We start from the raw sequence: 13,219 nt of genomic DNA, 5'->3' as shown, positions 1-13,219 counted from the left end.
TAACCCGAGAGCACGGAGCGTCAGCGAACGAGGCGAGAACAGGTGCCACAGAGATTCTCCTCTTTCACGTCGACCTCGCGGACGGTGGGGGAAAACGACATCACGCACTTGCTGTTGTCGCAGTGTTCCAATCCGAGCGTGTGCCCGATCTCGTGGACGATCTCCTTGCGGACCCGGTCGCCGAAGACGTCGGCCGCGGGCTTGGTGGAGACGCCGCCGTCGGAGGAGGTGCGGAGGCGGTGCGTGGAGATGACGGAGCCGCTCCCGTTGAGATACGCGAGACCGAACACGTAGTTCCGGCGGCGGTAGTAGAGGTCCTCGGGCGTAATTCCGATGTTCTTCTCGCCGCCGCCGACGCGGGTGACCGTCTCGATGAGATCCTCGGCGCGGTACTGGCCGCGGTCGGCGTCGAACGCGGAGTCGGGGATCGCCTGATCGTCGTGGACCGTCACGTCGCAGTCGTACACGGAACGCAGCGCGCCGGAGGCCTCCCGTTTCACTCGGGGGGTAACCTCTCCGACCGGGACGATGTCCACGAGCATGGAACCGCTTTTGACCGCCGCAATCATAAAGGCCGCGCCGTGGCACAACCACCGCCGTCGAAGCGCGCGCTCGTCGCCGCGCTCGACCCGTACGCGCGGCTGATCGAGGTCGGCGTCGGCCGGCGTCCGAACGTCGCTCTCGCGCTCGCCGAGCGGGGTCACGAGGTCGTCGCGGTCGACGTCGACGTGAGCGAGACGGCGCGGGACGCGGCGGCCGAGACGCGAGCGACCGACGGGGGATCGCTTCGCGTCGTCACCGCGGACGTGACTGCGCTGGCGACGGCCGACGACCGAGCCGTCCTGAACGCGCTCGGTCTCGACGCGGAGCAGGACGGTTTCGACGCTGTGTACGCGCGGAACCTCCCGGCCGAACTCCAGCGGCCGGCCGTCGCGCTCGCAGACCGGTTCGACGCCGCCTGCCTGTTCACCACGCTCGGGTTCGAGGAACCGGTCGTCGACGTCCGGCGGCGAGCGACCGAATCGGGACCCGTCGTGTACGTCGCGCGGTGACCGCGGCGTAGCGCGCGGCGAGGGGCCGAACCGACGGGCGTACGGTCGCCTCTCGAACCGGCGACGCCGACCGCGAACCCGAACGTTCATTCCGTCGCCAGCCGGGGTAGCGGTATGCAGGTCGACGCAGCGGTCCTCGACATCGACGGGGTGTTGGTCGACGTGGCGGACTCCTACCGCCGGGCGATCCTCGAATCGGTCGACCGGGTGTGCGGCAAGCCGATCGACCGGGACGCGGTCCAGGCGTTCAAGGACGCCGGCGGGTTCAACAACGACTGGGAGCTGACGGACGCGGCCGCGCTGTTCGTGTTGGCCCGCCGCGAGGGCCTCCGGATGGACGTCGACGAGTTCACCGACCGCGTTCACGAACTCGGCGGCGGTCTCGACGCCGCCAAGGAGATCGTCGGCGATCTCCCGCGGGTCGCGCAGGCCCGCGTCCGCGACCAGTGGGACCGGGACGCGCTCCGCGAGACGTTTCAGGCGCTGTATCTCGGCTCAGAGCTGTACCGCGAGCTGGAGGGCGGCGAGCCGCCGGTCGAGGCGGACGGGTACATCCACGACGAGCCGACGCTCGTCGACCCCGAGACGATAGCCGACCTCACCGCGCGGTTCGACGTGGGCGTCCTCACCGGCCGACCGGCCGCGGAGGCCGACATCGCCTTGGAGCGCGTCGGTCTCGACGTGCCCGACGACCGCCGGTTCACGATGGACGACTGGGAGGAGGGGAAGCCGCACCCGCGGGCGCTCGTCGAGCTCGCCGAGCGGTTCGACGCCGAGCGCGTCGCGTTCGCGGGCGACACCCTCGACGACGTGCGGACCGCGCGCAACGCCGACGAGACCGACGAGACGCGCGTCTACTACGGAATCGGCGTTCTCACGGGCGGGTTAACGGGCGAGGCGGGTCGCGAGAAGTTCGCCGAAAGCGGCGCCGACGCGGTGATCGACGACGTGAACGAACTGGTGGCGTTGTTGGAGTAGCCGGCGCCGGATCGCATCCGTGGCTCGCAGAGCGATTTGCGTCGAAAATGGGCCCTGCCGGATTCGAACCGGCGATCAACTCGTTATGAGCGAGTCGCTTTAACCGGACTAAGCTAAGGGCCCGTACTCGTCGGTACGCCCGAGACGCTTTTTAGCGTACCGACTCGCGACGAAGCAGTGAAAGCAGAAGGCGCCGAAGCCAGGACTCGAACCTGGGACCGCCTCGTTAACAGCGAGGCGCTCTACCAACTGAGCTACTTCGGCTCACTTTCGGGTACTCGCGTCGTTTTGATAGGGCTTTCGTTTCCGCCCGACGGGGCGGGATCCGGACGATGCGAGCGGTGCGAAACGCAACCGCGACGCCCGCGGCTCGCGCCGCCGATCCGACCGACACGTTTTCGGCCGGACCGCGAGACCGTTCGGTATGGACGAGTTGGAGGCGGTGCTGTCGCGGGTCCGCGAGCGCGTCCTCCCGGAGGCGGCGGAGCGCGAGCGGCTGCGCGAGACGGCCGCGACGCTGACCGAGCGGACCCGCGGGGCCATCGCTGATCTCCCCGTCGAGGCCGACGTGGTCCAGGTCGGGTCGACCGCGCGGGGTACGTGGGTCGCGGGCGACCGCGACATCGACCTCTTCGTCCGGTTCGACGCGGACCTCGACCGCGCCGAGCTGGAGGAGTACGGTCTCGCGGTCGGGCACGCGGTCCTCCCCGACGGCCACGAGGAGTACGCCGAACACCCGTACGTGAAGGGGAGCCACGAGGGGTTCGACGTCGACCTGGTCCCCTGTCACGACGTGGAGCGGGCGGCCGAGCTGGTCTCCGCGGTCGACCGTACCCCGTTCCACGACGCGTACCTCTCCGCGCGGCTCGACGACGACCTCGCGGCGGACGTGGTGCTGGCGAAGGCGTTCCTGAAGGGGATCGGGGCGTACGGGAGCGACCTCCGCACCGAGGGGTTTTCGGGGTACCTGACGGAGCTGCTCGTGTTGGAACTCGGCGGGTTCGTCCCCCTCGTCGAGTCGGCGCGGAGCTGGCACCCGCCCGTGGAGTTCGACCCGGAGGGACACGCGGAGCGCACGTTCGAGGACCCGCTCGTCGTCGTCGACCCCACGGACCCGACGCGGAACGTCGCCGCGGTGCTGTCGGCGACGAACCTCGCGCGGTTCCAGCACTACGCGCGGGAGCTGCTCGCGGCCCCGAGCGAGGCGTTCTTCGACCCGGAGGAGCCGGAGCCGCTCGACCCCAAGGAGGTGCGCGCGCACCTCGACCGGCGGGGGACGACGCCGGTCGCGGTCGTTTTCGACGCCCCCGACGTGGTCGACGACCAGCTGTGGCCGCAGCTCCGGCGCTCGCTAGACGGGATCGTCGGCGGCCTCAACGATCGCGGCTTCGACGTGCTCCGGGCACGCGCCATGACGGACGCGGCGGGAGCGGCGGGTGATTCGGCGGGTGATTCGGCGGAGACCCGCGACACCGAGGGAGCGGCCGAGCGCGACGCTACCGACGAGCCGACGCGGGCCGCGCTGTACGCGGAGCTGGAGGTGACCGAGCGGCCCGCCGTCCAGCGCCACGACGGGCCGCCGGTCGCGGTCAGGAAACACGCCGCGAGCTTCTACGAGTCGTACGTCGACGACGTCGACCCGGACACCTACGGGCCGTTCATCGACGGAGATCGGTACGTGGTCGAGCGCGAGCGGGAGTTCGCCACCGTTCGGGAGTACCTGGAGAGCGACGCCGCGAGCGACGTGGCGCTCGGGGCGCAGGTGGAGCCGGCGTTCGGCGACCGCGACGTGCTGGTCGGCGACGCGGTCGCGACGCTGGCGCCCGCGTTCGGTCGACCGCTCCGGGAGTTCTACGAGCCGCGGCCGTGAGGGCGCCGCCCCGAAACGGCGCCCCGCGGAGCCGAGCCGGAACGCCGACGAGCGACCGGGCGTCAGCGGGAGACGCGATCGAGAATCCAGTAAACGAGGGCTGCGACGGCGACGACGATCACCGCGACAGCGGAGAGGAGACCGGCGACGCGGGGGAACGACAGCCAGAACGCGGCGTAGAAGGCGAGCGCGAACGCGAACAGGCCGACGACCAGCAGTCCGCGCGAGGGGTTCTGCGCGGCGGCGACGAACGCGCGCTGGAGGATCGAGAGGTCCCCGAACTCGGGGACGTCCTCGGGGTCGACGTCGTCGTAGCGGGAACCCGAGTCGCCCGGATCGGTCGACTCGTCGTCGACGGAACGGTCGGTGTCGGTCACGGGGTCGCGTAGGGACCGAGGGATTCTGTACCTATCGCTTGCCGAGTCGGTAGCGGTCAGAACCAAGAGTCATCGGTTAGCCGAAAACGCCGGTGACGAGGAGGGATCCGAGGAGGAACGCGACCAGCGCGACCGCGATATTCGACGCCGCGACGACCGCTGCGGCGCGGTTTCCGGTCTCGCTCGCCGCCCGAACGGTTTCGACCGCGAACGACGAGAACGTCGTAAACGCGCCGCAGAACCCGACGCCGAGGCCCAGCGCCGCCGTCGATCCGATCGGTGCTGCGGAGACGGCGCCGAGCGCGAGGCTCCCCAGCGCGTTGACGAGGAGGATCGACCGGCGGCCTTCGGTCCGGAGTCCGACCCAGTGCCGAGAGGCTGCGCCGAGGGCGCCGCCGACGCCGACAAGCGCGGTCGCGACGAGCGGCGAGACGGTCATCACCGGTCCCGCCCTCCGACGGCGAGTCCGAGCGCGGCCGCGGCGAATCCGGTCGCGTAGCTGACGGCGACGTACCACGCACCGGCGGGCGTTCCGAGCGCGACCGCGTCCGAGACGAACGTGCTGTACGTCGTGAACGAGGAGAGCGCGCCGGTCCCGACGAACAGGCGGGTGCGGTCGCCGGACGCGCGGGTCAACAGGAGTCCGAGCGCGAACGACCCGGCGACGTTCGCGACCAGCGTCCCCGCTCCGGTCGCGGTGCCGCCGAGGACGGTCGGACCGCCTCCGGACCAGACCGCGGCGAGGACACCGCCGACCCCGACGTCGACCGCGTGTCTGGCGACCGCGCCGAGGAATCCCCCGAGCGAGACGAGCAGGAATCCGTACGGCGTCCGTTCCATGCGCGAGAGTGTCGCCGGAGCGGCTTGTGCGTTCTGAAGCGCGTCAGCGCGGTTCCGACTGCGACAGCCGGCTCGCTCCCGGACTCTCCCCCTCGTGGGGCGTTCTGCGCTCTCGGATCGCGACCGTGTGGGCCGTTTCGGTGGCGTCGTCGACGACGAGCGCCTCGCCGACGCCCTCGGGGAGCCGCGCGGCGAGGTCGCCCGCGAGGTACGTCGCCTCCGCCTCCGCCAGTCGGTCGACGTCGCGCGCGGCCGTGAGACGGTGGGAGACGAGGAGGTCCGACTGCGAGACGGCGACGCTCGGCAGCGCGGCCGGCCGCTGCGTCGCACAGACGAGCGAGACGCCGGGGGCGCGGCCGCGGGTCAGAAGCGTTCGGAGCGCCGGCTCCGCGACGCCGTCGAAGAAGGCGTGCGCCTCGTCGACGAGCAGCCACGGGAGCCGCGGGAGGCCACCGTCGATCCGCGCGTCGTAGAGTCCGCGGGCGACCGCGCGGACGACGGCGGCCGCGGCCGCGTCGGGGACGCCTGCGAGGTCGAGTACCACGGGGTCGCCGTCGGCTATGAGGGACGCGACCGACGGCGCGTCGGCGTCGAAGACGCCCCACGAGGCCGCCAGTCGGAGGTGGTTCGCGGCGGCGCGTCGGGTCTCCGCCGGCGCGTCAGCCGCGGCGACCGCCTCCCGGAGCGTCGCGAGCGACGGTGACGAGGGCTCGTCGGCCGCCGTCGACGCGGAGTCGCCGGCACCAACCGCCTCCCGGTCGCCGTCGTCGACCGCGTCCGCGACGACGCGCCAGACGAGGCTCCCGGGTCCGCTCGCCGAGTCGAGACCGAGCAGGTCCGGCCACGTCGACGGGGGTATCGAGGCGGGCCGGACCGCGGGGTCGACGACGCGGCCGCCGGCCGCTTCGAGACCGCCGAAGACGCCCATCGGGTCGACGACGACCGGCGCGACGCCGTCCGCCTCGGCGAGTTCCTCGGCGAGGACCCCCAGCGTGTACGACTTCCCGGTTCCGCGCTTCCCGAAGACGACTCCCGCGTGCGGGCCGTCGAGGTCGACGCCGACCGCCGCGCCGACGCTCCCGTCGCGGGCGAGGAAGGACCCGATCCGGGCGGTGTGGGGCGGACAGTCGCCGTCGCGGTCGGTCGCGTCATCGGAGCTGGTTCCGGCGTCGCGGTCGGTCGCGTCCTCGCGATCGAACTCCGTCTCGTCGCGGCCGAGTACGTACACGCGACCGGGTGGTCTCGGTATCCGGTAAAAGCGGTCGGGTCGCCGAAGCGGAGCGCGTTTCGAGGTCCGATCCTTTATAACGGATACCGCGGCCAGCGAGGCGTATGTCCGATCGAACACACGACTCGCGCACCGCGAACCGACGGACGTTCAGCACCGACACCCGCGCGATCGAGGGGCTTCCGGTCCGCCTCGTCATCGCGCTCGTCGTCGGGGTCGCCAGCCTCAGCGTGATGATGGGGATGATCGGCGACATCGACGGGCTGGCGGCGACCGAACTCGACGCGCAGCCGCAGCCGGAGGTGACCACGCCCGGCGACCAGTCGCTCGACGTCGCCGTCGTCGACCCCGACGGCTCTCGCGTCGCGGACGCGACGGTCATCGTTCGGGGCGGCTCCGCGCAGATCGACGGGGTCGCCACCGCGCGGACGAACGGTGAGGGAGTCGCGAGCGTGGACGTCGCCCCGGAGCTCGGTCCGAATCAGGCGGACGGGACCCTTACGATCGACATCAAGCCGCCGGCGGAGGGCGACTACGTCGACGAGCGGGGGAACACCGAGGTGCTCGTCGTCGACGAATGAGACGCTCGAAGGGCGTGTGGTCCCGTCAGATGCGGTCGTCCCAGTCGATCCAGTCCTGTTCCCAGCCGTGTCGGCGGCGACGGCCCCGCTCGGCGTGTTCGGCGTCCTCCCGGCGGGTCCGATTCCGTTCGGTTCCGGGCTGTTCACCCTCGACGAGCATCGGCTGGAGCCGCGCCGGTCCGTGCGTCTCGACCGTCTCGAACCCGGCCGGCGCGGGGTCGTCGTCCGCTTCGGACGCGTCGTCCGCGTCCGCGTTCGCGGCGGGCGACGGCTCGATCGCCGCGACCGTCTGAACGCCCGCGCCGCGCGGGTAGACGATCCGGCCGTCCGGCGCCAGCTGCTCGCGGAGGGCGCGCGGCGGTTCGACGACGGCGGCTTCGAGGAGGATCCGGTCGTACGGCGCGTACGCCGGGAGTCCGTCCGCGCCGTCCGCACGGTCGACGAGGACCGCCCCGTAGCCCGCCGCGTCGAGGTTCGACCGCGCGGCGACGACGGCGGAGCGGTCGATGTCGACCGCGTGAACGTGACGCGCGCCGACGATTTCCGCGAGCATCGCGACGGAGTAGCCGATTCCGGCGCCGACGACGAGGACGGTGTCGCCGTCGGCAGCGTCGAGGGCGGTGACGAGTCGGACCACCGTCTCGATCGAAAGCGAGTGGGGGTCCTCGCCGTCGACGGCGCCGCCGCGGGGGGAGTCGTCGACGAAGGGGTCGCGGGGAACGCGCTGAAGCGCGGTCAACACGGGCGGCTCGATCGGCTCGCCGATCTGGTGTTCGAGCCCCTCGATCATGTCCGCCCTGAGCGACGCTTCGTCCATGACCGGACTCGGGACTCGGTCCTCTAAAAGCGTGCGTTCGTCGGGCCGCTGCCGCGCTCCGGTGACGGCCACCTCGACGGGCGCCGGCTACCGCATCGGCACGAACCGCACGCCCCCGTGGTCCTCGCGGTCGACGCCGTCCTCGCGGACCGTGAGTCGGACGAGCCGCTGGCCGCTCCCCTCGCGGACGGGAGCGACGACGCGACCGCCCGGCCGGACGCGGTCGACGATCGCGTCCGGGACCGAGTCGGGCGCCGCGCAGGTGAGGTAGGCGGCGTCGAACGGGGCCTCGTCGCTGAACGCCTCGCGCCCGTCGCCGGCCGCGACCGTCACGTCGTAGCCGAGGCGGTCGAGTCGCTCGCGGGCGTCCGCGGCCAGTTCCGGGACGCGCTCGGCCGAGAAGACGTTCCCGGGACCGACGACCTCGGCGACGACCGCGGCGTGGTAGCCGCAGCCGGTCCCCACCTCGAAGACGCGGTCGCCGCGCTCGACGTCGAGGAGGTCGGACATCAGTGCGACCATGTGCGGCGCGCTGACCGTCTGATCGTGACCGATCGGGAGCGGACGGTCGTCGTACGCCGAGGCGCTGTGCGGCTCCGGGACGAACTCGTGGCGCGGGACGGCGCCGATCGCCGACAGCGTCCGCTCGCTCACGTCGAGGCGTCGGCCGAGCGCGTTCACCAGCTCGCGTCTGGCGGCCGCGTGGTCGGCGTCGTTCATGCGGGTAGTTAGCACTGGGAGCGTGGAGAAAGCATCGGCCGAAGGGCGAAACGAGGTCGGTCAATCGGCGGGCAATTTTGTCAGTTCACGTCGATCCGGTGTCCCTCGTCCGTATCGAGGGCGTCGAGGGGGATCGCCACGGTGAGGACGCCGTGACGGTAGGTCGCGGTCGCGTCCTCGGGACGGACGGTCGCGGGGAGTTCCACGGTGCGGGTGACCGACTCGTGGCGCCGCTCGCGGCGGAGGTACCGTCGGTCCGCGTCCTCTCGTTCCGCGTCGCGCTCGGCGGCGATGGTGAGCCGGCCGTCGTCGGTGCGAACGTCGATCCCGTCGCGGTCGAAGCCCGGGAGGTCGGCCACCACGACGAACTCGTCGTCGTACTCGGCGACGTCGATGTCGGCGGTGCGGAGGTCGCGGCCCCACGTTCGCTCGCCCGAGAAGGGGGAGCGGCCGAGGAACTGCTCGATCTCGTCGAAGGGATTGGTCGTGTTCATACCAACGGAAAGGCGCCGTGAGATATTAAAGAGCGACTGACGCGTGCTATCTCGCGGCCGCGGCGGGGAGCGAAATCGAGTCCGAGGGCGCGGCCGGGACTCAGCTGACGTCGATCGTGTGCCCGCGGTCGTCGTCGGGCGAGCGCTTGGGGAGCGTGACGGTGAGCACGCCGGCGTCGAAGGAGGCCGTCGCCGCGTCGGCCTCGACCCGCTGCGGGATCGGGACCCGCCGAGAGACGGAGCGAAGGCGTCGCTCGCGGCGGTGATAGCGGACGTCGTCGTCGGTCTCGCTGTCGCCGTCGTTCGCGTCGGCGCCTTCGGCGTCCTCGCGTTCCGCGTCGCCCTCGCCGGCGAGGGCGAAGTCGGTCGACTCCTCGCGGGAACCGGCGATCACGAGCGCGTCGTCGCGGAGTTCGACGTCGACGTCGTCGGCGTCGAACCCGGGGAGGTCGGCGACGACGGTGATCGACTCGTCGTCTTCGATCACGTCGACATCGACGTCGCGGGCGCCGGGGAGCCGCGGGACCTCGGGAGCGGTTCCGTCCAGCGTTCCGCCGAGCTCCTCGAACTCGCGGCCCATCCGTTCGAGCAGTTCCTCGATCTCGTCGAAGGGATCGCGTCGGGTCATACAGGACAGGATTCGAGACGGAGCGTCTTGAACGTACTGGCGGATCTCGGTCGCGAGGGACTCGGCGGCGACCCGAAACGGCGGGCGACAGACACTATCCGCTGGCGTCCCTGGAGATCGCATGGAGCTGTTCTGGCACCGCGGGGACGCCCGCACGCGGGACAACGCCGGTCTGGCGGACGTTCCCGCGGAGAAGGTCGTCGACTGGCCGACCCTCTCGCGGGCGGAGCGCGAAGGGCTGGCGCCCGACTACCCGCATCCGATCGTCGACCGGAACGAGGGGTACGAGCGCGCGCAGCGCGTGTTCGAGGAGGCGCTCGGCAAGCGGTGAGGAGAGGGCCCGCCGCGCGCGACGAGACTCCGTTCCGTACCCGAGTCCTTTTCCGGGGTTCCCGAGAACGACTCCGCCATGTCTCCCGTCACGATCGACGACGTCGAGGCCGCCGCCGAGCGGCTCGCCGGCACCGACATCGTCCAGCGCACACCCGTCGAGCGGAGCCGGTCGCTGAGCGAGCGGTGCGGCGCCGACGTGCGCCTGAAGATGGAACACCTCCAGCGCACCGGCTCGTTCAAGACGCGCGGCGCGTATAACGCGATTTCCTTGGCGATCGACGGGTCTGGAGCGGAGAGAGACGAACCCGCGATCGAGCGCGTCGTGGCCGCGAGCGCGGGCAACCACGCGCAGGGGGTCGCGCTGGCGGCGGCGGACGCCGGGATCGACGCGACGATCGTGATGCCGGAGGCGGCCCCGGCCGCGAAGATCGAGGCGACCCGCGCGTACGGCGCCGAGGTCGTCCTCCGCGGGAGCGCCTTCCCCGAAGCGATGGCGCACGCGCGGACGCTGACCGACGATCCCGGGACGCGGTTCGTCCACGCGTTCGACGACCCGGACGTGGTCGCCGGACAGGGGACGCTCGGATTGGAGGTGATCGACCAGGTGCCGGACGCCGACACCGTCCTCGTGCCGGTGGGCGGCGGCGGACTCGCGGGCGGGGTCGCGACCGCGGTCAAGGCGCGCTCGCCGGAGACGCGAGTCGTTGGGGTCCAGACGGAGGGCTCCTCCACGCTCTCGGAGAGCCTCGCGGCCGGCGAGCTCGTGACTCGCGACGAACCCGACACGATCGCGGACGGCATCGCGACCGGCGGGCTGAGCGACCTCACCTTCGGTCTCCTGAAAGAGCACCTCGACGGGGTCGTCGTCGTGAGCGACGACGACGTGGCGAACGCGATCCTGCTGCTCTTAGAGCGCGCGAAGCAGATGGTGGAGGGCGCGGGCGCGACCGCGGCGGCCGCCCTGTTGAACGACGACGCGCTCGACGAACTCGACCTGGCCGGCGAGACCGTCGTCCCCCTCCTCTGTGGCGGCAACATCGACGTGACGACGCTGAAGGAGGTGGTGACCCACGCCCTCGTGGAGCGCGACCAACTGATCGAGCTGTCCGTCCGGATCGACGACACGCCCGGGACGATGGGCGAAATCGCCACCCTGATCGGCGGCGAGCGCGCGAACATCCGGACGGTGCGCCACGAGCGCAGCCGCCCGGATCTGCCGGTGGGCGACGCCGACCTCGTGTTCGAGGTGGAGACGAACGGCCCGGCCCACGTCGACCGCGTCCTGAGTGCGGTGCGCGAGGCGGGCTACGAGGTCGAGTGGACGACGCAGGAGGAGTGAGAAGCGGAATCGGTCCGTCATAAATAGAACTGCGGTGGCGCGTGCCGGTGAGCGCCCGATAGGTGCGCGAACCGCACGCGCGAGGGAGTCGGTGGTCCGGAGCGAAGCGGAGGACCACCGACGAGGCTGGGGAGGCGTGAGGTGCCGTGCGGGGTGGGGCGGGGCGGGACTCAAAGGGGCAACTGCGAGGACGGCGGAGGCGACGTAAGCACCGAAACGAGGGAGCGAAGCGACCGAGTGAGGAGCGCAACGAGCGTCCGGCGTCCTCGCAGTTGGGGCTTTGGAAGTGTCTGTCGCCCGCCCACAAAGGTCGTCCACAACCGATCCACCGACAGCACCGAGTACGCGTCTGCGCCCGTGATAGTGATCTCGCCCGATCCGACGATTTGAAACGCTCACCTCGGCAACCGTCTCGTAATGAGTCTCGTCGTTACCGACACCCTGGAAGACGAGCGCGTCGAGTTCACGGCCGACGGCGACGTCACGCTGTACGTCTGCGGCCTGACGGTGTCGGACGACCCCCACCTCGGGCACGCCCGCCTGTGGTTCCACGCCGACGTGCTCCACCGGTGGCTCGAACACGTCGGCTACGACGTGCGCCACGTCGAGAACGTCACCGACGTCAACGAGAAGATCACCGCCCGCGTCGGCGAGCGCGACGAGTGGACCGCGGAGCGCGACGTGGCCGAGACGTTCACCGCGAGCGTCTTCGACGCGATGCGCGGGCTGAACCTGAAACGCGCCGAGGTGTACCCCCGCGTCACCGAGCACGTCCCGGAGATAACCGACCTCGTGGAGACCCTGATCGAGAAGGGGTACGCCTACGAGTCGAACGGCTCCGTCTACTTCGACGTGACCGCCTTCGACGAGTACGGGAAGCTCTCGAATCAGGAGCTTGACGCGCTCGAAGCGCAGGGCGAACCGGACGAGCGCTCGGAGAAGCGCAACCCCGCCGACTTCGCGCTGTGGAAGGCCAACGGCGTGAGTGAGACCGCCGCGCGCGAGCACGCGAAACACGACCACGGCGCCGAGACGCCCGACGGCGAGACGTGGGACGCGCCGTGGAGCGAGGGGCGGCCGGGCTGGCACGTCGAGTGCTCGGCGATGTCGACGACGCATCTCGGCGACACGCTCGACATTCACATGGGCGGGCGCGACCTCGTCTTCCCGCACCACGAAAACGAGATCGCGCAGTCGGAGGCGGCCACCGGCGAGGCGTTCGCGCGCCACTGGCTCCACGTCGGCCTGCTGGAGATGGACGGCGAGAAGATGTCCTCCTCGATCGGCAACTTCTGGACCGTGCCGGACGCCCTCGACGAACTCGGCGTCAACGTCGTCCGCACGTTCTACGCCGGGGCCGCCTACCGCTCCGAGCAGGCGCTCACCGAGGAGACGATCGCGGAGGCCGAGGAGCGCTGGGAGCGCCTCTCGCGCACCTACGACCGCGCGGTCGAGGCGCTCGACTCGACCGAGTCCCGCGCGAAGGCCGCGGACGACGACCTCCGCGAGGCGGTCGCGACCGCGCGCGACGACTTCGCGGCCGCGATGAACGACGACCTCAACCTCCGGGAGGCGACCGCGGCGCTGTTGGACCTCACCGACGCGGTGAACCGCCACGTCGACGGGGTCGACGCGAACGACGCCGACGCCGCCTACGACTACCGCGGCCTCCGCGAGGCCGTCGAGGCGTTCGACGACCTCGGCGGCGCCGTGCTCGGCCTCCAGTTCGAGTCGCCGAGCGACGGCGACGTGGACCTCGCCGGCGAACTGGTCGAACTCGTCCTCGACGTGCGCGAGACCGAGCGCGAGGCCGGCAACTACAAGCGCGCCGACGAGCTCCGGGACGCGCTCCGCGAGGTCGGCGTCGAGATCGAGGACGGTCCGGACGGCGCGACGTACCGGTTCGAGTGACCAGTCACCTCCCGTTCCGGCCAACGTATTTACCGGCTCAGCTCGACCCCG

At 71.3% G+C, this 13,219-nt stretch carries 15 protein-coding genes, 2 tRNA genes and 1 pseudogene; 7 read left to right on the top strand and 11 right to left on the bottom strand.

Translation table 11 applies throughout. The features are described 5' to 3' along the window. Positions 1 to 20: 20 nt before the first annotated feature. Positions 21 to 542, bottom strand: a complete 522-nt coding sequence (locus J2744_RS11530; protein WP_210113500.1) for an archaemetzincin family Zn-dependent metalloprotease — start codon at positions 540 to 542, stop codon at positions 21 to 23. 39 nt (positions 543 to 581) lie between these two features. Between J2744_RS11530 and J2744_RS11525 the strand changes: the two genes are divergently transcribed. Both J2744_RS11525 and J2744_RS11520 read left to right on the top strand, forming a co-directional pair. Beyond that, positions 582 to 1,052 (top strand): UPF0146 family protein, encoded by a 471-nt coding sequence (locus tag J2744_RS11525; RefSeq protein WP_210113499.1) that lies wholly within the window; start codon positions 582 to 584, stop codon positions 1,050 to 1,052. Between the two features lie 114 nt (positions 1,053 to 1,166). Next, positions 1,167 to 2,030: a TIGR01548 family HAD-type hydrolase gene (locus J2744_RS11520; protein ID WP_210113498.1), complete on the top strand. Its 864-nt coding sequence runs from the start codon at positions 1,167 to 1,169 to the stop codon at positions 2,028 to 2,030. A gap of 48 nt (positions 2,031 to 2,078) precedes the next feature. Here J2744_RS11520 and J2744_RS11515 read toward each other — a convergent pair. Continuing rightward, a tRNA-Ile gene (locus tag J2744_RS11515) sits at positions 2,079 to 2,153 on the bottom strand. A gap of 68 nt (positions 2,154 to 2,221) precedes the next feature. Continuing rightward, positions 2,222 to 2,294 (bottom strand) — tRNA-Asn (locus J2744_RS11510). A gap of 160 nt (positions 2,295 to 2,454) precedes the next feature. Between J2744_RS11510 and cca the strand changes: the two genes are divergently transcribed. After that, entirely contained in the window at positions 2,455 to 3,900 is a 1,446-nt protein-coding gene (cca, locus tag J2744_RS11505; protein WP_210113497.1) for a CCA tRNA nucleotidyltransferase, read from the top strand. A 62-nt stretch (positions 3,901 to 3,962) separates the two neighbouring features. Here cca and J2744_RS11500 read toward each other — a convergent pair whose 3' ends face one another. The 4 genes from J2744_RS11500 to J2744_RS11485 all read right to left on the bottom strand — a co-directional run bounded on the left by J2744_RS11500 (position 3,963) and on the right by J2744_RS11485 (position 6,366). Beyond that, a complete protein-coding gene (locus J2744_RS11500) occupies positions 3,963 to 4,277 on the bottom strand; it encodes a hypothetical protein (protein ID WP_210113496.1) in 315 nt (104 codons plus the stop codon). A gap of 76 nt (positions 4,278 to 4,353) precedes the next feature. Continuing rightward, a complete protein-coding gene (locus J2744_RS11495; RefSeq protein WP_210113495.1) occupies positions 4,354 to 4,716 on the bottom strand; it encodes a fluoride efflux transporter FluC in 363 nt (120 codons plus the stop codon). Then, entirely contained in the window at positions 4,716 to 5,117 is a 402-nt protein-coding gene (locus J2744_RS11490) for a fluoride efflux transporter FluC (RefSeq protein WP_210113494.1), read from the bottom strand. Before J2744_RS11490 ends, J2744_RS11495 begins: the two co-directional genes overlap by 1 nt. Positions 5,118 to 5,160: 43 nt before the next feature. Further along, positions 5,161 to 6,366, bottom strand: coding sequence for an ATP-binding protein (locus J2744_RS11485; protein WP_210113568.1), 1,206 nt, complete (start codon positions 6,364 to 6,366; stop codon positions 5,161 to 5,163). 83 nt (positions 6,367 to 6,449) lie between these two features. Between J2744_RS11485 and J2744_RS11480 the strand changes: the two genes are divergently transcribed. Further along, positions 6,450 to 6,926, top strand: coding sequence for a DUF7382 domain-containing protein (locus tag J2744_RS11480; protein WP_210113493.1), 477 nt, complete (start codon positions 6,450 to 6,452; stop codon positions 6,924 to 6,926). Positions 6,927 to 6,951: 25 nt separating this feature from the next. On the opposite strand, the gene J2744_RS11475 is transcribed toward J2744_RS11480, so the two are convergent. From J2744_RS11475 to J2744_RS11460, 4 genes are all read right to left on the bottom strand, one after another. Further along, positions 6,952 to 7,743 (bottom strand): protein-L-isoaspartate O-methyltransferase family protein, encoded by a 792-nt coding sequence (locus tag J2744_RS11475; RefSeq protein ID WP_210113492.1) that lies wholly within the window; start codon positions 7,741 to 7,743, stop codon positions 6,952 to 6,954. Between the two features lie 87 nt (positions 7,744 to 7,830). Further along, positions 7,831 to 8,463 carry a protein-L-isoaspartate(D-aspartate) O-methyltransferase gene (locus J2744_RS11470; RefSeq protein ID WP_210113491.1) on the bottom strand — a complete coding sequence of 211 codons (633 nt, stop codon included), beginning with the start codon at positions 8,461 to 8,463 and terminating at the stop codon, positions 7,831 to 7,833. A gap of 80 nt (positions 8,464 to 8,543) precedes the next feature. Beyond that, positions 8,544 to 8,957, bottom strand: a complete 414-nt coding sequence (hsp14, locus tag J2744_RS11465) for an archaeal heat shock protein Hsp14 (protein WP_210113490.1) — start codon at positions 8,955 to 8,957, stop codon at positions 8,544 to 8,546. Positions 8,958 to 9,057: 100 nt separating this feature from the next. Further along, positions 9,058 to 9,585 (bottom strand): Hsp20/alpha crystallin family protein, encoded by a 528-nt coding sequence (locus J2744_RS11460; protein WP_210113489.1) that lies wholly within the window; start codon positions 9,583 to 9,585, stop codon positions 9,058 to 9,060. A gap of 172 nt (positions 9,586 to 9,757) precedes the next feature. Between J2744_RS11460 and J2744_RS11455 the strand changes: the two are divergent. The 3 genes and pseudogenes from J2744_RS11455 to cysS all read left to right on the top strand — a co-directional run. Further along, positions 9,758 to 9,916: pseudogene (locus tag J2744_RS11455) on the top strand (cryptochrome/photolyase family protein); the annotation flags it as partial. Between the two features lie 78 nt (positions 9,917 to 9,994). After that, positions 9,995 to 11,257 carry a threonine ammonia-lyase gene (gene ilvA, locus J2744_RS11450; RefSeq protein ID WP_210113488.1) on the top strand — a complete coding sequence of 421 codons (1,263 nt, stop codon included), beginning with the start codon at positions 9,995 to 9,997 and terminating at the stop codon, positions 11,255 to 11,257. 417 nt (positions 11,258 to 11,674) lie between these two features. After that, the gene (gene cysS, locus J2744_RS11445) at positions 11,675 to 13,168 is read left to right on the top strand and encodes a cysteine--tRNA ligase (protein ID WP_210113487.1); all 1,494 of its coding nucleotides are present in this window, start codon (positions 11,675 to 11,677) and stop codon (positions 13,166 to 13,168) included. Positions 13,169 to 13,219 lie beyond the last annotated feature (51 nt).

This window comes from Halorubrum trapanicum, assembly GCF_017873555.1.
GTDB classification, from domain to species: Archaea; Halobacteriota; Halobacteria; order Halobacteriales; family Haloferacaceae; genus Halorubrum; species Halorubrum trapanicum.
The sequence above is the reverse complement of the archived record's forward strand: the minus strand, read 5'-3'. Positions and strand labels throughout refer to the sequence as shown.

Bases quoted from the DNA above. Each gene is read 5' to 3' on its own strand.
- J2744_RS11475 (WP_210113492.1), bottom strand. From the start codon at position 7,743: ATGGACGAAGCGTCGCTCAGGGCGGACATGATCGAGGGGCTCGAACAC.
- J2744_RS11520 (WP_210113498.1), top strand. From the start codon at position 1,167: ATGCAGGTCGACGCAGCGGTCCTCGACATCGACGGGGTGTTGGTCGAC.
- cysS (WP_210113487.1), top strand. From the start codon at position 11,675: ATGAGTCTCGTCGTTACCGACACCCTGGAAGACGAGCGCGTCGAGTTC.
- J2744_RS11490 (WP_210113494.1), bottom strand. From the start codon at position 5,117: ATGGAACGGACGCCGTACGGATTCCTGCTCGTCTCGCTCGGGGGATTC.
- J2744_RS11480 (WP_210113493.1), top strand. From the start codon at position 6,450: ATGTCCGATCGAACACACGACTCGCGCACCGCGAACCGACGGACGTTC.
- J2744_RS11530 (WP_210113500.1), bottom strand. From the start codon at position 542: ATGCTCGTGGACATCGTCCCGGTCGGAGAGGTTACCCCCCGAGTGAAA.
- J2744_RS11470 (WP_210113491.1), bottom strand. From the start codon at position 8,463: ATGAACGACGCCGACCACGCGGCCGCCAGACGCGAGCTGGTGAACGCG.
- J2744_RS11460 (WP_210113489.1), bottom strand. From the start codon at position 9,585: ATGACCCGACGCGATCCCTTCGACGAGATCGAGGAACTGCTCGAACGG.
- hsp14 (WP_210113490.1), bottom strand. From the start codon at position 8,957: ATGAACACGACCAATCCCTTCGACGAGATCGAGCAGTTCCTCGGCCGC.
- ilvA (WP_210113488.1), top strand. From the start codon at position 9,995: ATGTCTCCCGTCACGATCGACGACGTCGAGGCCGCCGCCGAGCGGCTC.
- J2744_RS11495 (WP_210113495.1), bottom strand. From the start codon at position 4,716: ATGACCGTCTCGCCGCTCGTCGCGACCGCGCTTGTCGGCGTCGGCGGC.
- cca (WP_210113497.1), top strand. From the start codon at position 2,455: ATGGACGAGTTGGAGGCGGTGCTGTCGCGGGTCCGCGAGCGCGTCCTC.